The following is a 16059-nucleotide window of genomic DNA, read 5'->3' as shown; positions in this document are numbered from 1 at the left end:
GCCCGGCGTGCAAGACCGCAGCAGGGCGAGCAGCACCAGCAGCCAGATCCATCAGCGATGCGGCTCGTCCTCCAGCGGCGCCATCACCGGCTCGGGCAGCGGAGCCTGCCCGCGGCAGCGACCCTGCTGGACTCGGCTCATGTCTCAGGCTCGTGCGGGATCACGTAGAACGGGTACACCAGGTTGCGCCGGTCATTGGTCACCCGAACCCGGTAGCTGATGGTGATCCGGATCAGGGCCGAGTCGTTGGGATCCACCGTCGGCTGCACGTCATCGACGACGATCCTGGGTTCCCAGCGGGCCAGCGAGTCACGGACCGCCTCGGCAATCAGGCGGAGCAGGTTCGGGGTGACCGGCTTGAACAGCAGGTCCCAGATGTGGCACCCGAAATCCGGTCGCATCAGGCGCTCGCCGGGAGCGGTGAGCAACACCATCCGGATCGACCGGTCGAGATCCTCGGCGCCGTCGGTGAGATTGATGGAGCCGGTGTGCTCGACCTCCAGTGGCCGGCTGCTGCCACGGCCGACGTAGGAGCCGTCGGACTGAGCCAGGTCAGCGCGCTTGGTGGGGCTGTAGTCGTTCATCGGTCGATCGCCACCATCGCAGCTTCGAGAGTGGGCGGACCGCTCGCCTCCACCGCGATCGAGCAGGGGCGGGCGCCATCGGACCTGGCCGGAACTGGCTGGGGCACTGCGGGTTCACCGTCCTACCCAAATCGCCTGACAACCCCCCGCTCGGGCGCAGAGGCTACACGCCGTGCCGGCGTCAGGGTGGCTGTTCGCACACCTGATGCGGGCCGGGCGCCGCTCTGGTACCACCGGGTGTGCCTGGTGCACAACCGGCTGTTCGGCTGGCTGTTCATCGCCGGGCTCGCCGTCGGGGCGGTGATTCCGGATTGGCGGCTGGGCTGAACTTCGGCAGCGTCGCGGTGTCGTTGAAGGCCGCTCCGGAGTGACGTAGCTTGAAAATCAGGGTTGAACAGCCAGCCGCCCGGTCCGGCGGAAGGACACCCATGGCCGACTATGCAGCCCGCGCGCACGTCGCGGCGCCGGCTGACCAGCTCTTCGACTACCTGTCCCAGGTCGAGAACCTGCCGGACTACTTCGACCGGATGACCTCGGTGACCGACAACCAGGACGGCACCATCACGGCCGCGGCCGATCTCGGGGATCGGGTTGTCGAGGGCGAGGCCTGGTTCGAGGTGGATCAGGACGAGCGGGCATTGAGCTGGGGCTCGGAAGGGCCCAACAACTACTCGGGGCAGTTGCAGGTCATCGAGAGCGAAAACGGCTCGGTGGTCGAGGTGACCCTGCACACTGAACGAGCCGGCGGCGAGGAGATCCAGGAGGGATTGGAACGGACGGTGGACGCCGTCAAGCGCATCATGGAAGACGCCTGAGCGCTGCCCGCTTGTTCGTGAATCCGACCCGACCGTGATCCGACCTGACTGAGGAGAAGCCCAGCCGATGCCCGCCAGCCCCGCCACGACGACCGCGCCCAAGACCGCTGGGTCCGGCGGGAGGAAGCGCGTCGCCAAGCCGGCTGACGCCAAGAAGACCAAGCCGATGACGGTCGCCGAGATCGACGAGCTGCACGCCGACGCCCAGCGGTGCGCCGAGGTGGCCGGGCTGGTCTACGTGGCAGGCGAGGAGCCGGGGATGCGCCGGATCCGGCGGGGGAAGGGCTTCAGCTACCTCGACCACCTCCAGCAGCCGCTGACCGACGCGGAGATGAAGGCCCGGATCACCCAGCTGGCGATCCCGCCGGCCTGGCAGAAGGTGTGGATCTGCCCGAATGCCGACGGCCACATCCTGGCAACCGGTCAGGACGACAAGGGCCGCAAGCAGTACATCTATCACCCGCGGTGGCGGGCGATCCGGGACATGTTGAACTTCTACCGGCTGATCCTGTTCTCTGCCCACCTTGCCGAGATCCGTGAGCACACCGCACGGCAGCTGCGCCGGCGCACCTTCGACCGGGACAGGCTGCTGGCCGCGATGATCCGCATCATCGACCTGACCAACATCCGGATCGGCAACGAGGTCTACGCCGAGGAGAACGACAGCTACGGCCTCACCACGCTCACCCGCAAGCACGTCCGCGTCCGCGGCGACGAGGTGACCTTTGCCTTCCCCGCCAAGTCCGGCAAGCCCTGGGACGTCTCGATCAACGACCCCGGGGTGGCCAGGGTGGTGGAGCGGCTGCTCGCCGAGCGCGGGCGCCGGCTGTTCTCGCTGGACGGCAAGCCGGTGAGCTCCGACGAGCTCAACCAGTTGCTGTTCGCCCTGACCGGCGAGCACATCACTGCCAAGAACTTCCGCACCTGGGGCGGCACGCTGGCGGCCTTCACGTACCTGAAGAACCGGCTGGACAGCGAGCGGTCGGCGGAGAAGGTGGTGATCGAGGCGGTCGACCAGGCTGCCGAGGCGCTGGGCAACACCCGCACGGTGGCCCGGGCGCATTACGTGCACCCGCACGTCCTGGAGACCTATACCGAGCACACCTTCGGCGACTACCTCAAGCAGGCCAAGCCCCGCCCGGTGCCCGGCCTGCACCCGGACGAGCAGTTGCTGGCCGCGTTCCTGGTCGAGCTGTTCGAGGCGGAGTTCTCACTGCTGTCCACCCGGAGCTGACCCCGGCAACTGGGGGTGAGTCCGGCCTAGACGTCGACGATGCCGACCACGCCGCCGTCGGTGTGCATGCGCTCGGCGTCCGGGTCGTCGAACCACCGGCCGCCCGACCCGAGGTAGCGAAACTGCAGCCGCTGACCTGCTGCCACCGGGACGGTGACGCTGCGGGTGCCGTTGGCGCGGCGCACCAGCCGGTGCCGGCCGGGGGTCCAGTCGTTGAAGCTGCCGACGACCGAGACCGGTCCGTCGTGAATGTCGTCCGGCAGCACCAGGCGGAGCTTGGGCTGGCGGGTCTTGGGATCGGTGAGGATGGTGATGGCCACGTAGGTGCTCCTGTGTTGCGTGTGCGTGGGAATCGCGTCCGGCAAGCGCGGCTTGCCGCACTCGACCGTACGTGACCGCGGAGAGGGCGCCGGCCGCGACCCACGGGCGTGCGGAGGAGTTCAGATCAGGTGTAGGAAGGAGGGGAAGCTACTTACGGGGAGGCTGGCATGCAGTACCGACTGCTCGGACGGAGCGGGACGGCGGTGTCGAACCTCGCCCTGGGCACCATGACCTTCGGGACCGAGACCGACCCCGACGGCGCGCACTGCCAGCTGGCCAGGTTCCTCGACGCCGGTGGCAACCTGGTCGACACCGCTGACGTCTACAGCGGTGGGTCGAGCGAGGAGATCATCGGCCGCTGGCTGGCGGCCAACCCCGGCCATCGCAGCCGGGTGGTGCTCGCGACCAAGGGCCGGTTCCCGATGGCGGACGGGCCCAACGATCACGGGTTGTCGCGCCGGCACCTGCGGTTGGCGCTGGAGGCATCGCTGCGGCGGCTGCAGACCGACTGGATCGACCTGTACCAGGTGCATGCCCACGACCCGTTGACCCCGATCGAGGAGACCCTGCGGTTCCTGGACGACGCGGTCCGGGCCGGCAAGATCAATTACATCGGGCTGTCGAACTTCACCGGCTGGCAGTTGCAGCACGCGGTCGACACCGCTGAACACCTGCGGCTGAGCGTGCCGGTCACCCTGCAGCCGCAGTACAACCTGCTGGCGCGCGAGATCGAGTGGGAGATCGTGCCGGCCTGCCAGGCGAACGGATTGGGAATGCTGCCCTGGTCGCCGCTGGGGGGTGGCTGGCTGACCGGCAAGTACCGCAAGGAGGAACGGCCCGCCGGCGCCACCCGGCTTGGTGAGAATCCGGATCGCGGGGTGGAGGCCTATGACCGGCGGTCCAGCCGGCAGCGCACCTGGGATGTGCTCGACGCGGTCCAGGCGGTGGCGGGCGAGCTCGGCGTGTCGATGGCCCAGGTCGCGCTGGCCTGGCTGTCGGACCGTCCCGCGGTAACCTCGGTGATCTTGGGCGCCCGGACGATCACCCAGCTCGAGGACGACCTGCAGGCGGCTGACCTGCGCCTGAGCGCCGAGCAGACCGAGCGGCTGGACGTGGCCAGCGATCCGGAGCCGGCCGACTACCCGTACGGCGAGCCTGGCGTCCAGCAGCGGGCCCGGAAGATCGCCGGCGGCCGCTGAGTCCGGCTGCCGTGCCCGGACCACTGGACGCAGGCTGAGGCCGGCTCTGCCAGAATCAGAGCTGAGCGGTGGCCTCGTCGGGGCTGCCGCGCACTGGAGGGTTCGCATAGCGGCCGAGTGCAAGCGCCTTGAAAGCGCTCGACAGGAGACTGTCCGTGGGTTCAAATCCCACACCCTCCGCACCGTTCCGGTCGATGTACCGCAGTTCTATCGATCACCTCAATGTGCCTGCTGACAACTGAAGGCGGGCAGGAGATGCGGCAGGGTGTCGGCTCCTGGCGTCGTCGTCCTTGCATGCCAGACTGACCGACATGAGGAGCCAGCCGTGACAGCGCTGACCCAGCCGCCGGGACGTCTGCTTTCGATCGCGGACTACGCCGCGCTCAGCGAGGACGACCGCAACCGGTGGGAGCTGCAGGAGGGCAACCTCGTTATGTCACCCAGCCCGACACCGCGTCACATGGTTATCGCTGCTGAACTCTATGTACAGCTGAGAAGCCAGCTGCCCGGCAACCTTCGCGCTGTTCCCGATGTCGATCTCGATGTGCAACTCGCTCCGGCCGGGCAGCCCGGCACCGCGCGTCGACCAGACTTGGTGGTCGTCGAACAGGCGGAATTCGATCGGGTCACCGAAACGGGCGGGCTGCTGCGTGCGGCAAGCACGATCCTGGTCGTGGAGATCGTGTCACCAGGGTCGCGACGGACCGACAACCTGGTGAAGCGGGGCGAGTACGCCGACGCTGGCATCCCGTTCTACTGGATCATCGACGCCGAGGCCCCCATCTCACTGGTCGCGTGCCACCTTGCCGGCACCTTCGGCTATCAGGACGGCGGCTCGGTCACCGGTGTCTTCGAGGCGGTCGAACCCTTTCCGGTACGCATTGATCTGGACGCCCTCTGCTGATTGGCGCGCCGCCCCGGATGCGGCCGCTCGCCCTCTACAGCGCCGAGTTGTCGCTGACCAGGAAGCCGGAGGCGCTCGGTGCGCCGGCATTGGTGAAGCAGTTGACGTCCCGGACGAACGTGTCGGATCCCGCATGCGTCCACGGGAAGTTCAGGCCGCAGAAGTCGGAGCCCGGCCCGTACGCGGTCACCTGGATGTCGTCGGGCAGCATCGCCAGCGCGGGGAACGTCACCAGCGACAGCGTGCCCGGGCTCAGGGTGTTGGCGCCGGGGCCGAGGATGCTGTTGAAGTTGGTGGACGGCGGCCCGCCGACCGGCTTGTTCCACAGGTAGCCGAAGTACTTGGGCGGCGCGAATCCGCCGTACAGCGAGCGCTGGTACTGGTAGGTCAACGTGAACCGGGTGTCGGCCAGCGCGCCAGCGGCGTTGAAGCATCTGACCTGTGCGACCTGGCCGCTGGAGCTCGAGGACCAGGTCAGCACCTTGCAGCGGGCCGGCACGGTCGGCGAGCTGACCGCGGTGGCTTGCAGGCTGCCGTCGATCGGCCCGGGGGTGCTCAGGCCGGGGAACTTGACGTCCCACTGCCCGGGGCCGGTGTGGATCACAGTGTTGGCCCATCCCGCCGAGTTGTACTGGCTGACCAGCGCGCCGGTGGGCGTGGAGTGCACATAGCCGAACGACCCCACTGCCGAGGCCGGTCCGGAGCTGCTGCTGAAGATCGCGCTGAAGTTGGTGAAGTCGGGTGCGCCGCCGACCCGGTAGCAGCTGATCATGACCACCTCGTCGACGCCGGACGGCCCGAAGCTGTTCACCTGGCACCAGTGGGGCGCCGAATTGATCGCCGTCACGTGCACCACGCCGCCGGAGGCCGCAGCCCCTGCGAAAGTGATCTTGTACTGACCGGTGCCGACCACGCTGACCGTGCTGCCGGCCGGTGTCGTGCCCGAACCGACGACCGCGCCGTTCCACAGCACGAAGCCGAACCGGTCTGGCACCGCCGCTCCGGCCGGGCCGCCAACGCTGACGACGGTCGCTGCCAGAACCCCCACGCTCAGCCCAGCGGCCAGCAGGCGCAGCCACGTGCGGACTCGCACTCGGTGGGACATGAGACCTCCAGCGGGGATGCGGACGAGATGTGGCGGGACACTACTCGGATAAATTGCCTCAAATCAACCCAATCAATGCACGCGTTTGGAAGCCGGCTCACAGAGCGGTGCTTCCCTTCGCGCTGGGTTACACCAGCGCAGAGCCATAGGCCCGCCGCGCGACGAAGCCGTCACAAGGTCCTGCGAGTCTGGCTCGGGCAAGGTTCAGCACTCTAGAGTTCGCCCATGCCCAGTGACCTGATGCTCAAGACGATGAATGCCGTGCACCGTGGCGTGCTGAAGCTGACCGGCAATCGGGTGGGGGCGAGCTTCGGGGGGATGCCGTCACTGGAGCTGACCACCATCGGACGCAAGAGCGGCAAGCCGCGTTCGGTCATGCTCACCGCGCCGCTGCAGGAGGGCGACACCTATGTGATCGTCGCGTCCCGCGGCGGTGATGACCAACATCCCGCCTGGTTTCTCAACCTGCGTGACAATCCGGCCGTCGAAGTGCAGGTGGTGGGCAAACCCAAACAGCACATGCGAGCCAGGATTGCCACTGCCGAAGAACGCGAGCGCATGTGGCCGCTCATCACCGGCAGGTACAAGAACTATGCGGGTTATCAGAAGCGCACCAATCGCGAGATCCCGCTCGTGCTGCTCGAGCCCTAACAGCTAACGGATAACCGCGGGGTAGGACTAATCCTCATCCGTTTCCGCCGTGTACGCCGAAGGATATCGATGCCTTACGTCCTGACTCCTCGCGATGCCGGTGGCTGCGAACCGGGGCGGTTTGTGCTGCCAGCGTTGACTGAACGTACCCGCGACCAGCTCGACGCCCGCTTAGTCCAGGTGCGCCGGGCAGTCACGGGCGAGGTGAGTGACTTGGGGACGGGTCTCACCAAGAAACCCGTCCCCCCGCTGTGGCGCCATAACTTCATATTTAAAAGCGCGTCACAAAAAGCAAAGTGTCGGCGTGCATCAGACCCATTCGTAGTTCTTCATCATTGTCACCCCCCTTTGGCGCGGAACATTCGCAAGCGAACCGACCAAGTCTGTCCATAGCCAGGTGCAATGCGAGGCTAGCTGCCTAGACGGTTCTTCGCGCGGTGACAGTGCCCGGTAAAGCGTCTATATAACCCAACGAGAACGCGGAGTTTTCTAGGCGCTCCGGCTGGCAAGCTAGGCAGTGTGACTGACGGTCAGTGGTCGCTGCCGGACGGCAGCGATATCCGCACCAATCGGCCGCGTTGTCTGCGGCTGGAGGGCTTTATAGCATTACTTCCCCCGCTGAAGCACACTTTTCTAGGGGTAGCTGCCTGGTAAAGATGCAGTAACTTTGACGTGACAGCTAGAAGTTCGTTATGTACTGTCTGTCACCACGGCGCGTCAGGGATAGACCCTTCTTAGGTCCTCACCCGGTGTTCGCACGTTAGCGGTCGGGTTCGCGGCGGGAGACGTTCATGTTGAAAGCGGTATCTGCGTGGTCGCTATGGCGGACGTCGCCGTGCGCGGTCATCGTGATCCTGGCTGTGGACCTGGCGGCCGCGGCGGCCGCGCTGGTCTCGGTAGGGGCAATCCAGCAGACCGATCTCTGGACCGCGGTTCTGCTGGCGTCCCTCAGCATCGTGTACTCCCGCTTCACCGTCAGCTGGGAGCGAGCCCGGCGCGCGTTGCGGCAGGAGAAACTGCCCACCCTCTATCCGAACCTGCTCGCCACCTGGGCCTTCGCAGCGGCCGTCCTGTTGCCGCTCTCGCTCGCGGCGGCGGTGATCGCCCTCGCCGCGCTTGCCGAATGGCCCGCTCGCAACATCGCCGGCCAGGCCACGCCGTATCGGTACATCTACAGCACCGCCGGCGCGATCCTGGCCGCCACCGCCGCCAACGCCTGCATGGCGCTTGACCTGGCAGAACCGCTTGCCCTCGCTCTGGCAGCTGCCGGCTACATGCTGGTGGGCATGGCCGCGGTCGCGCTGGCGATGGTGTCAGCCGGCCAGTACAAGGCGCTGGGCCTGCTGGTGAAAGCCGAGAGCCACAAGCTGGAGGTGCTGACCATCGCCCTCGCCACAGCTCAGGTGCAGTTGATCAACCTGCACATCCCGTTGGCGTGGCTGTCGCTGCCGGCTGCGATCGTCATCCAGCGTTGGGCGGTGCAATCGGACCTGCACCTGTCCGATGACACCACCATCCGGCCGATGACCGAAGGCGCGTGGCTGACGGTGGCCCGGGAGGTCGTCGCCGCCTGCCCGGTGACCGCCATCATGCGGATCGATACCGCCGACCCGGCCGCGGTCAGCCTGGTGGCCCGGATGCAGGTGGGCTGTGACGCGATCGGCGCGATGGGACGGTCGGGCCTGGCGATCCTGCTCGCGGACTGCCCCGGCACCAACGCCGAAGCGCTGGCGATGCGGATGCGCACCGCGCTGAGCCAGCAGGGCATTCCTGCGCTGGTGGCGGTCGCGGCCAAGCCTCGAGACGGCCAGTCCTCAGCCGACCTGCTTGCCGTCTCGGAGGCCGAGCTGATCACCCGGGCAGCGGCGCAAGGGCCGTCGAAGTCGCTGCGGCCCGAGGCCTGACGGACCCGCTCGGCTCAGGAGCCGAAGTCGCTGCGGCCGAGGCCCCGACTAACCCGCTCGGCTCAGGAGCCAACCGCTCGCCTCAGGACGAGCCGCCGTTGCCCCGTCCGGTCTTGGCCTGCAGCCGGTCGATGTGCTCGGACGCCTGCGCCTTCGTCAGATCGGCAGGCAGCTGCTCACCCGCCTCGCGGGCGAGGGTGTCGAGATAGCTGCGCTGGGCGCCGGTCATCGGCTCGTCCCCGGTGACCCAGTCACTCGGGTCCTTCTCGGTGGTGCCGGCCGCTCCGGGGCTGTTGGCGCCGATCGTGTCACCGCTCGGGTCGCCGGGGTCGCTGGTGGGTTCGGGCTGCTCACTCATGCTTCCAGCCTAGCGAAACGCCTTCTTGAGGATCCCTTGAGCCACCTGGCGTCGAACGTTGAGGTGCAACGTAACCTAACGCAGAACAAACATCGACAGAGTGGTGCTCACCAATCGCACATCCCGGTCAACCCCCGACCGGACCTACCAGGGAGTCCCCGATGTCGTTCCACCTCAACACGGTCCGCAGCAAGGTCCTCGTCTCGGCCGCACTGCTCGGCACCGCGGCGGCCGCCTCGGGCCTGGGCACCTTCGGCTCGTTCACCTCGGCCACCTCAGCCTCAGCCAGCATCAGCTCGGGCACCGTCTCGATCGCTCTCGGCGCGCCCGGCACCGCTGCCAACCGGTTCAATGTCGCAGCAACCGGATTGGTCCCCGGCGACACGGTGCAGCGTGCCGTGACCCTGACCAACGCAGCCGGCAACCAGGCGCTGTCCAGCATCGTGCTGACCACGACCGCCACCACCAGCTCCAAGCTCGACACCGACCCCACCCTCGGGCTGCAGCTCAAGATCGACTCCTGCTCCACCGCGTGGACCGAGACCGGCACCGCGCCGGCCTACGTGTACAGCTGCTCCGGCACCACCAAGTCGGTGCTGGCCAGCCGCGCGGTGATCGGCAGCAACCTGGCGCTGAGCAACCTGAGCGCGCTGGCGCCCAACAACACCGACAACCTGGTGGCGACCCTGACCTTCCCCGCCGCCGCTGACAACACCTTCCAGAACCAGTCGTCGGTGGTCAGCTTCACCTTCACCGGCACCCAGCGCGCGGCCACCAATCAGTAGCCGCCCCTGAGCGGGCTGGTCCCGGTGTTGTCCGCCCGGGATCAGCCCTCCGCACTCGCACCACCTCGCAGTCCAGCAGTACTTGAAAGGAAGCCCGTGATGACCCGCCCCGAGCGTCCCGCGCGCCTACTGCTCGTCGAAGACGACGACGACATCCGGGCGCTGTTCTCGGCGACGCTGCACCGGGCCGGCTACCGGCCGCGGGTTGTCAGCTCCGGACAGCAAGCGCTGGACCAGGTGGACGAGCTGGTGCCGGACCTGGTGATCTCCGACGTCTCGATGCCGGGGCTGTCGGGACTGGACGTCTGCCGGACGCTGAAGGGCCAACCGCGGACGGCCGGCACCGCCGTGCTACTGGTCAGCGCGCTGTCCTCCCAGCAGGACCGCGAGGCCGGCCTGCAAGCCGGCGCGGACGACTACCTCACCAAACCGATCCGGCCGTCCCTGTTGCTCGAGCGGGTCCAGTCGCTGCTGGGAGCGCTGGCGTGACCCTGCTCCGGCGGGCTGCTCGGCTGCTGAGCACACTGCTGCTGGGGCTCGCCGTGCTCGGCCTGCTGTCGGTCACCGTGGGCCCACGGCTGCTGCACTACCGCACCGCGACGATGCTCACCAACAGCATGGCCCCGGCCATCCGTTCCGGTGACGTCATCGTCGACACCCCGCTGGCGTTGAGCGACGTGCGGGTCGGGCAGGTGCTGACCTACCACATTCCCGTCGATGACCACCGGGTCGTCAGCCACCGGGTGATCGAGGTGCAGCGCCCCCGCCCGGGCATCGTCAACGTCCGTACCCGTGGAGACGCCAACACCGCTGCCGATCCGTGGACGGCCACCCTGAGCGGCGACACCGTCTGGCAGGTGCGGACCGTGGTTCCCAAGGCCGGCAGCGCGATCCGGGCGCTGCGAACCCCGCTGGTGCACACCGTGCTCACCGGCGCGGTGCCGGTGCTGGTGCTGTGCTGGTTGCTGCTGGGCATCTGGCGTCCGGCCAAGCCGTCCGACGGAGCCAAGCCGTCCGCACAGGCGCAGCCGTCCGGGTCAGCCCCGCCGGCCGAGGAAACCCTGTCGGCCGAGGAAACCCTGTCGGCCGAGGAAGCTGAGCGCGAGGAAGCGAAACCCACCGCCCCTGCCCTGTGAGCCGTGCCGTCAGCTCTCGCCGGATCCGGTGTCTGCGATGCGGGGCAGCCGGATGCACACCGTGGCCCCGCCACCAGCGGTGCCGGTGATCGAGAGGGTGCCACCGTGGGCGGCCACGATCCGCTCGCAGGTGGCCAGCCCCAGGCCCGTTCCGGCGGTCTCCGATTCCAGCCGCGCCAGCGGCCGCAGCACCACCGAGCGCTGATCGGCAGGGATGCCCGGTCCGTTGTCGGCCACTCTGAGCTCGCTGCCCCAGCTCGTCGGAGCGACGGTCACCGCCACCTCGCAGCGAGCGTCGGGCTTGCGGTAGCGCAGCGAGTTCTCGATCAGGTTGTACAGCAGCACGCGCAGCTGCACCGGATCAGCGACCACGGTGGCCTCGTCGCAGCGCACCTCGGCCCCGGCCACCGCCGGCCCCAGATCGGCGAGGACCCGCTCGACGAGATCGGGCAGGTCCACCGGCGCGCGCTGCGGAGCGCCCCCGACGCTGGCGTAGCTGAGCAGCTGGTCGATGGCTGACATCATCCGCTGGCTCGCCGACAGCGATCGGTTGACGTAATCCAGGGCGGTCGGATCCTCACGCACCGCCGGATGATCCTGCAGCAGCTCCCCGAAGCCCAGCGATGCGGTGAGCGGGGTCTTGAGATTGTGGCTGAGCTGGGCGGCGAACTCGGCCAGCTGCCGGTGCGAGCGCGCGAGCTCGGCCACCGTCTGGCGCAGCTGGTCCGAGCGCCGGCGCAGCTCCAGGACGTCGACGACGCCACCGGCCAACGTGTGCAGCGCCGCCCGCTGGCCGGCATCCAGCGTCCTCGGCTCGCGGTCGAACACGCTGAGGGTTCCCACCAGGTGGCCACCTGGCGCCCGCAGCGGGCTGGCCGCATAGAACCGGATCAGACCCAGCTCGCCGGTCACCCACCGGTTCGAGGAGAACCGCGGGTCCTGCCGGGCATCGGGCACCACGACCTGATCACCGACGCGCAGGGTGATCTCGCACATCGAATCGGCGCGGTCGGTGACGGCCGGCTCACAGCCGAAGGGCGCGAGCTGGAACTGGTGCCGGTCATCGATCAGGTTCAGCACCGCGCTGCGCGCGCCGCAGATCTGGGCGGCGAGCTCGGTGAACCCGACCAGCGTCGGCTCATCGGAGCTGCTGAGCCGTTGCACCGGCAACCCCGGCGGGATGCCGTACTCGCGCAGCGCCGAGATCCGGTCCCGCTCACGATCGGCCTTGGTGACCGGACGTGCCGGGCTCATCCCACCCCGAGCCGGTATCCGACACCGCGGACCGTCCGGATGTAGCGGCCGCTGCGCGGATCGTCGCCGAGCTTGCGACGCAGGTTGGCCATGTGCACCTCGACCAGGTGACCGTCGCTGACCCAGTCGGTGCCCCACACCGTCCGCAGCAGGGTCTCGCGGGGCCAGACCCGCCGGGGACCCGACAGCAGCGTGGCCAGCAGATCGAACTCGGTGCGGGTCAGGTCCAACTCCACCCCGTCCAGCATCGCCAGCCGTCCCTCGATGTCGACCTCGAGGCCGCCGTGCCGCACCGATTCGGTCGCCGCCGCGGGCCCCGCCGAGGACCCCGAGCGCGGCCTGCGCAGCATCGCCGCGATCCGGGCGCGCAGCTCCCGCGGGCTGAACGGTTTGGTGAGGTAGTCATCAGCGCCGATCTCGAGCCCCATCAGCCGATCGATCTCGTCCGGCCGGGCTGTCAGCATCACCACGTAGGCGTCGGTGAGCTCACGGATCCGCCGGCACACCTCGATGCCGTCGAGATCGGGCAGATTGAGATCGAGGGTCACCACGTCGGGCTCGACCTCCCGGACAGCGGCGATCCCGTCGGCGCCACTGGCTGCCTCGGTCACCTCGAAGCCCGATTGCCGCAGCAGTTCGGCGATTAGGGCGCAGATGTCGGGATCGTCATCAATGATGACGGCGGACCACGCTCTCTCGACCTGCACATCGATCACGGTATGTGACCGGGCGCACGCAGGCATAGCGAAACGCGAGAACAGCCGCGATCAGGTCCAGCGGCTGCCGGTCAGCAGCTGACCGAGACGGCCTGGCTGATGCTGCTGGTCCACTTGAGGTACGTGGTCACCATCCGCAGCGAGTAGGTGACGTTCCTGGTGATGCTGAATCGCTGGCTGCTGACCGTTTTAGGAGCGATCGTCATGAGTTGCGTGTTGCCATTGAACAGGATGTACCCGCTGGCCTTCGCATCGATCGTCGGGGTCCAGGAAAGCGTGACCGTGCAGCTGGAACGGGAGGTCGACAGACCCGTCGGCGGATGCAGCATCCCGCTGCTTGCTGACTGGGCCGAGGCAGCCTGCTTGTTGAAGCTGGCCTCGGCCACCGTCGGCGCGGACCATAGGGTCGCGGCGAGCAGCACTGCGGCAAAGATTCGTGCCCGCATAGCGCCCTCGTCCCTTCCCATCCGGTGACCTGATCGCGCTGGCGAACCGGGAGGGACTCCCGGTTGATATGAGCGTGTCAAACTAACATCAATCTCACCCGGTTTGAGGCTCAAGGTTGCCTCAAGACTGCTGACCGCAATTGGTGGTAGCCATACTGGAGAAGTGATCTCGATCGACACCGCTCGCTTGCTCCGTGACGCCGGCCTGCGCTGGACGCCCGTATCCGGCGATCGTTTCGTGGTGGTCGACCGCGGCATGGACGAGGAGATCTTCGTGCTCAGCGAGATGACCGTCGAGGTGCACCAGCTCGAGCACGGCCAGGTCATCGGGTTCAACGGCACCACCGAATGGGCGCTCGACTCGGTGGAGGACCGCGACGCGGTCTGGTTGCCGCGGGAGAACCAGCTGCGCGAGTTGCTGGCAGGGACGTTCCGCAGCCTGGACCGGATCAATGGCGACTGGCGGGTGCAGCTGGAGATCAACTCCTCGCCGGTGCAGGTGCGGCATCCCGATCCGGAGCAGGCCTACGCGCTGGCCCTGCTGCAGTTGATCTCGCATTCGGTCTGATCCCGGCTCTTGGCCTGATCCCGTCCTTGGTCTGGTAAGCCCGTCTCAGCTGCGCGCCGGGTCATCGACGAGCGAGCCCTGCAGCTCACGGCACCGGCCGCGCATCTCGGCCACCACCGCGCCGTCGGCCCGGCGCACCGTGACGTCGTACAGGCCGCTGCGGCCGTGCCGATAACGCTCCACCGCCACCGCGCGCAGCTCGTCGCCGGCCCGCACCTGGGCGACGAAGTCGATGTCGCAGCCGGTTGCGACCGTGATGCGGTTGTAGCTGTTGCAGGCCACCGCGAACGCCGTGTCGGCGAGGGTGAACACCATGCCGCCGTGGCCGATCAGGTGGCCGTTGAGCATCGCCGGCGTCACCGTCATCGCCAGCTCGGCCCGGCCGGCAGCCGCCTCCAGCGCCCGGATCCCGAGCGAGGCCGAGGCGGCATCGGAGCCCAACATGGCGCGCATGCACCGTTCGGCCAGCTCACGGCCGGCGTCCCCGGCAGAGGGGTGATCGGCAGGCGGATGATCGGCGTCGGTCATGCCGCACACGCTAGCGGCGCGCCGCCCCCGCCGACCGTGGTCGTAGGGTTGAGGACGAGCTTGCGGGTCCAGTCCTTCCCGAAGGGATGCCAGCGATGTCGCACGACAGTGAACAACCCATCCTGCGGCAGATTCACGACCTGGTCGCCGAGGAGCACCAGCTGCGCTCCACGCATACCGGCATCGGGCTGAACTCGGCCGAGCGCAGCCGGCTCGATGCCATCGAGCGGGAACTCGACCGGTGCTGGGACCTGCTGCGGCACCGGCGGGCGGAGGAGGAGTACGGCGCGAACACCGGCGGGGCCGCCCGGGAGGGTGCCGATGCCGAGGACATTCCGGAGATCTAGTTCCTCACCCGTCGCTTCCGCCGTACCCTGACGTCAGGCGCCTCAGGGAGGTTCGACCATGCGACTGCTCTTCTGGAAGAGGTCGAAGCCGGCTGACCGGAACACCGCCCTGCGTGCGCTCCAGTCGTTGAAGCGCGACCGGCTGCTGCGCCCGGCCGCCGATCCGACCCCGGGCTCGGTCAACGACGAGTACTACGCCACCCAGGCCGGCGGCGGGAGCTAGGCCAGATTCCAGCCGGCCACGGGAGCTAGGCCGGATTCCAGCCGGCACCGGAGCCAAGGTCCGGCCATCGATCAGCTCGCGTGCCGCGTCCAGCTGCCTGCCAGCCTGCCATCGTGGCCTCACCCGGCCGGCAGCTGGCGGGGCGCCCCGAGCAGGTGCGTCAGCAGCACCACGGTGATCACCTCGGCGCACAGCAGCCCGACCAGGACGACGATCTGGAACCTGGCCGCCTCCACCGCGCTGGCGCCCCCGAGCAGCGCGCCGACGAACGCTCCGGGCAAGGTCACCAGTCCCACCGTCCGGGTCTGGTCCAGGACCGGCACCAATGCCTCCGAGGCCGCCCACCTGGCCACCTCCCGGACGGCCTGCCGAGGGGTGGCGCCGATCGAGAGCCACGCCTCCACCTCGTCCCGGCGCCGACGCAGGCCCTCGCTCAGGTGCCGGCCGGCCAGCGTCGCCGCAGTCATGACACCGCCGAGCACGATTCCGGACACTGCCACGAAGTTGCGCACGTTCCGGTCCAGGGTGGGCAGCGCGACGATGATCGCGATCACCACCGACGCCCCCGCGCCGCACGAGAGCATCACTGCGGCCAGCGCTCCCTGGCTGCCCCGCAGCCGCCGCGCCGCGGTCCAGGTGGCCACCGCGAACATCACCGCGACGACCGCGATCGAGGTCACCGGCGCGGCGAACACCCCGCGCAGCGCGGCGGCCACGAACGCCAGTTGCAGCACCGCCCGGCCCGATGCGACCACCAGGTCGCGGTGCCGGTTCAGCCGGCCGGCGTAGGAGACGCCGACCGCGATCGCCAGCAATGCAGCCAGGCCGACAGCCAGGCGGACCCATTCGGTCACACGAGGGACCGTACCGCCTGAAGATTTAGGCGGGGAGATCCTAAAGGCGCGCCCAACCGCGGCCAGGTCCAGTCGGAGCGGCGATACCGGTCCAGCGGGCAGCTCGGTCGGCTACCGTCGGGGCAGC

The 16059-nt window shown here is 68.4% G+C and carries 22 protein-coding genes and 1 tRNA gene; 14 read left to right on the top strand and 9 right to left on the bottom strand.

Going from position 1 to position 16059, the window contains the following annotated elements; translation table 11 throughout:
• Positions 1–137: 137 nt before the first annotated feature.
• A complete protein-coding gene (locus VF612_RS16380) occupies positions 138–584 on the bottom strand; it encodes a GPW/gp25 family protein (RefSeq protein WP_408660916.1) in 447 nt (148 codons plus the stop codon).
• Positions 585–770: 186 nt separating this feature from the next.
• Here VF612_RS16380 and VF612_RS16375 point away from each other — a divergent pair, with 186 nt between their 5' ends.
• From VF612_RS16375 to VF612_RS16365, 3 genes are all read left to right on the top strand, one after another.
• On the top strand, positions 771–911 hold the full coding sequence (locus tag VF612_RS16375) for a hypothetical protein (protein ID WP_408660915.1): 141 nt from the start codon (positions 771–773) through the stop codon (positions 909–911).
• A gap of 101 nt (positions 912–1012) precedes the next feature.
• Positions 1013–1399, top strand: coding sequence for an SRPBCC family protein (locus VF612_RS16370; RefSeq protein WP_408660914.1), 387 nt, complete (start codon positions 1013–1015; stop codon positions 1397–1399).
• 67 nt (positions 1400–1466) lie between these two features.
• The gene (locus tag VF612_RS16365; RefSeq protein WP_408660913.1) at positions 1467–2633 is read left to right on the top strand and encodes a DNA topoisomerase IB; all 1167 of its coding nucleotides are present in this window, start codon (positions 1467–1469) and stop codon (positions 2631–2633) included.
• A 26-nt stretch (positions 2634–2659) separates the two neighbouring features.
• Here VF612_RS16365 and VF612_RS16360 read toward each other — a convergent pair whose 3' ends face one another.
• On the bottom strand, positions 2660–2953 hold the full coding sequence (locus VF612_RS16360; protein WP_408660912.1) for an isoamylase early set domain-containing protein: 294 nt from the start codon (positions 2951–2953) through the stop codon (positions 2660–2662).
• Positions 2954–3121: 168 nt separating this feature from the next.
• Here VF612_RS16360 and VF612_RS16355 point away from each other — a divergent pair, with 168 nt between their 5' ends.
• From VF612_RS16355 to VF612_RS16345, 3 genes are all read left to right on the top strand, one after another.
• Positions 3122–4153, top strand: a complete 1032-nt coding sequence (locus VF612_RS16355; RefSeq protein WP_408660911.1) for an aldo/keto reductase — start codon at positions 3122–3124, stop codon at positions 4151–4153.
• A gap of 95 nt (positions 4154–4248) precedes the next feature.
• A tRNA-Ser gene (locus tag VF612_RS16350) sits at positions 4249–4333 on the top strand.
• A gap of 145 nt (positions 4334–4478) precedes the next feature.
• Positions 4479–5057, top strand: coding sequence for a Uma2 family endonuclease (locus VF612_RS16345; protein WP_408660910.1), 579 nt, complete (start codon positions 4479–4481; stop codon positions 5055–5057).
• Between the two features lie 34 nt (positions 5058–5091).
• Here VF612_RS16345 and VF612_RS16340 read toward each other — a convergent pair whose 3' ends face one another.
• Positions 5092–6150: a hypothetical protein gene (locus tag VF612_RS16340; protein ID WP_408660909.1), complete on the bottom strand. Its 1059-nt coding sequence runs from the start codon at positions 6148–6150 to the stop codon at positions 5092–5094.
• 237 nt (positions 6151–6387) lie between these two features.
• Between VF612_RS16340 and VF612_RS16335 the strand changes: the two genes are divergently transcribed.
• The gene (locus VF612_RS16335) at positions 6388–6813 is read left to right on the top strand and encodes a nitroreductase family deazaflavin-dependent oxidoreductase (RefSeq protein WP_408660908.1); all 426 of its coding nucleotides are present in this window, start codon (positions 6388–6390) and stop codon (positions 6811–6813) included.
• Positions 6814–7604: 791 nt separating this feature from the next.
• Complete coding sequence (locus VF612_RS16330; RefSeq protein WP_408660907.1) at positions 7605–8717, top strand: hypothetical protein; 1113 nt, start codon at positions 7605–7607, stop codon at positions 8715–8717.
• An 82-nt stretch (positions 8718–8799) separates the two neighbouring features.
• Here the strand turns inward: VF612_RS16330 and VF612_RS16325 are convergent, their stop codons facing one another.
• The gene (locus VF612_RS16325) at positions 8800–9075 is read right to left on the bottom strand and encodes a DUF3072 domain-containing protein (protein WP_408660906.1); all 276 of its coding nucleotides are present in this window, start codon (positions 9073–9075) and stop codon (positions 8800–8802) included.
• Between the two features lie 161 nt (positions 9076–9236).
• Here VF612_RS16325 and VF612_RS16320 point away from each other — a divergent pair, with 161 nt between their 5' ends.
• The 3 genes from VF612_RS16320 to VF612_RS16310 all read left to right on the top strand — a co-directional run bounded on the left by VF612_RS16320 (position 9237) and on the right by VF612_RS16310 (position 10996).
• Positions 9237–9860: a TasA family protein gene (locus VF612_RS16320; protein ID WP_408660905.1), complete on the top strand. Its 624-nt coding sequence runs from the start codon at positions 9237–9239 to the stop codon at positions 9858–9860.
• Positions 9861–9959: 99 nt separating this feature from the next.
• Entirely contained in the window at positions 9960–10349 is a 390-nt protein-coding gene (locus VF612_RS16315) for a response regulator transcription factor (RefSeq protein ID WP_408660904.1), read from the top strand.
• On the top strand, positions 10346–10996 hold the full coding sequence (locus tag VF612_RS16310; protein WP_408660903.1) for a signal peptidase I: 651 nt from the start codon (positions 10346–10348) through the stop codon (positions 10994–10996). The genes VF612_RS16315 and VF612_RS16310 overlap by 4 nt, the downstream gene beginning before the upstream one ends.
• A 9-nt stretch (positions 10997–11005) precedes the next feature.
• On the opposite strand, the gene VF612_RS16305 is transcribed toward VF612_RS16310, so the two are convergent.
• From VF612_RS16305 to VF612_RS16295, 3 genes are all read right to left on the bottom strand, one after another.
• Positions 11006–12250: a sensor histidine kinase gene (locus VF612_RS16305; protein WP_408660902.1), complete on the bottom strand. Its 1245-nt coding sequence runs from the start codon at positions 12248–12250 to the stop codon at positions 11006–11008.
• A complete protein-coding gene (locus VF612_RS16300; RefSeq protein WP_408660901.1) occupies positions 12247–12957 on the bottom strand; it encodes a response regulator in 711 nt (236 codons plus the stop codon). Before VF612_RS16300 ends, VF612_RS16305 begins: the two co-directional genes overlap by 4 nt.
• Positions 12958–13037: 80 nt before the next feature.
• Positions 13038–13412 carry a hypothetical protein gene (locus VF612_RS16295; protein ID WP_408660900.1) on the bottom strand — a complete coding sequence of 125 codons (375 nt, stop codon included), beginning with the start codon at positions 13410–13412 and terminating at the stop codon, positions 13038–13040.
• A 163-nt stretch (positions 13413–13575) separates the two neighbouring features.
• On the opposite strand from VF612_RS16295, the gene VF612_RS16290 reads away from it, so the two are divergent.
• The gene (locus tag VF612_RS16290) at positions 13576–13980 is read left to right on the top strand and encodes a pilus assembly protein CpaE (RefSeq protein ID WP_408660899.1); all 405 of its coding nucleotides are present in this window, start codon (positions 13576–13578) and stop codon (positions 13978–13980) included.
• Positions 13981–14025: 45 nt separating this feature from the next.
• Here the strand turns inward: VF612_RS16290 and paaI are convergent, their stop codons facing one another.
• On the bottom strand, positions 14026–14508 hold the full coding sequence (gene paaI, locus VF612_RS16285; protein WP_408660898.1) for a hydroxyphenylacetyl-CoA thioesterase PaaI: 483 nt from the start codon (positions 14506–14508) through the stop codon (positions 14026–14028).
• Positions 14509–14603: 95 nt separating this feature from the next.
• Between paaI and VF612_RS16280 the strand changes: the two genes are divergently transcribed.
• Both VF612_RS16280 and VF612_RS16275 read left to right on the top strand, forming a co-directional pair.
• The gene (locus tag VF612_RS16280) at positions 14604–14855 is read left to right on the top strand and encodes a DUF2630 family protein (RefSeq protein WP_408660897.1); all 252 of its coding nucleotides are present in this window, start codon (positions 14604–14606) and stop codon (positions 14853–14855) included.
• A gap of 58 nt (positions 14856–14913) precedes the next feature.
• Positions 14914–15078: a hypothetical protein gene (locus VF612_RS16275; protein ID WP_408660896.1), complete on the top strand. Its 165-nt coding sequence runs from the start codon at positions 14914–14916 to the stop codon at positions 15076–15078.
• A gap of 119 nt (positions 15079–15197) precedes the next feature.
• On the opposite strand, the gene VF612_RS16270 is transcribed toward VF612_RS16275, so the two are convergent.
• Positions 15198–15932, bottom strand: coding sequence for an ABC transporter permease (locus VF612_RS16270; protein ID WP_408660895.1), 735 nt, complete (start codon positions 15930–15932; stop codon positions 15198–15200).
• Positions 15933–16059: the final 127 nt, after the last annotated feature.

It is taken from the genome of Jatrophihabitans sp. (assembly GCF_036388195.1).
GTDB lineage: Bacteria > Actinomycetota > Actinomycetes > Mycobacteriales > Jatrophihabitantaceae > Jatrophihabitans_A.
This window is presented reverse-complemented; position numbering and strand designations above follow the sequence as displayed.

What these genes read in the sequence shown, in the direction of transcription:
- VF612_RS16330 (WP_408660907.1), top strand. Translation starts at nt 7,605, where the DNA reads ATGTTGAAAGCGGTATCTGCGTGGTCGCTATGGCGGACGTCGCCGTGC.
- VF612_RS16325 (WP_408660906.1), bottom strand. Translation starts at nt 9,075, where the DNA reads ATGAGTGAGCAGCCCGAACCCACCAGCGACCCCGGCGACCCGAGCGGT.
- VF612_RS16365 (WP_408660913.1), top strand. Translation starts at nt 1,467, where the DNA reads ATGCCCGCCAGCCCCGCCACGACGACCGCGCCCAAGACCGCTGGGTCC.
- VF612_RS16335 (WP_408660908.1), top strand. Translation starts at nt 6,388, where the DNA reads ATGCCCAGTGACCTGATGCTCAAGACGATGAATGCCGTGCACCGTGGC.
- VF612_RS16370 (WP_408660914.1), top strand. Translation starts at nt 1,013, where the DNA reads ATGGCCGACTATGCAGCCCGCGCGCACGTCGCGGCGCCGGCTGACCAG.
- VF612_RS16380 (WP_408660916.1), bottom strand. Translation starts at nt 584, where the DNA reads ATGAACGACTACAGCCCCACCAAGCGCGCTGACCTGGCTCAGTCCGAC.
- VF612_RS16320 (WP_408660905.1), top strand. Translation starts at nt 9,237, where the DNA reads ATGTCGTTCCACCTCAACACGGTCCGCAGCAAGGTCCTCGTCTCGGCC.
- VF612_RS16355 (WP_408660911.1), top strand. Translation starts at nt 3,122, where the DNA reads ATGCAGTACCGACTGCTCGGACGGAGCGGGACGGCGGTGTCGAACCTC.
- VF612_RS16315 (WP_408660904.1), top strand. Translation starts at nt 9,960, where the DNA reads ATGACCCGCCCCGAGCGTCCCGCGCGCCTACTGCTCGTCGAAGACGAC.
- paaI (WP_408660898.1), bottom strand. Translation starts at nt 14,508, where the DNA reads ATGACCGACGCCGATCATCCGCCTGCCGATCACCCCTCTGCCGGGGAC.
- VF612_RS16280 (WP_408660897.1), top strand. Translation starts at nt 14,604, where the DNA reads ATGTCGCACGACAGTGAACAACCCATCCTGCGGCAGATTCACGACCTG.
- VF612_RS16275 (WP_408660896.1), top strand. Translation starts at nt 14,914, where the DNA reads ATGCGACTGCTCTTCTGGAAGAGGTCGAAGCCGGCTGACCGGAACACC.
- VF612_RS16305 (WP_408660902.1), bottom strand. Translation starts at nt 12,250, where the DNA reads ATGAGCCCGGCACGTCCGGTCACCAAGGCCGATCGTGAGCGGGACCGG.
- VF612_RS16295 (WP_408660900.1), bottom strand. Translation starts at nt 13,412, where the DNA reads ATGCGGGCACGAATCTTTGCCGCAGTGCTGCTCGCCGCGACCCTATGG.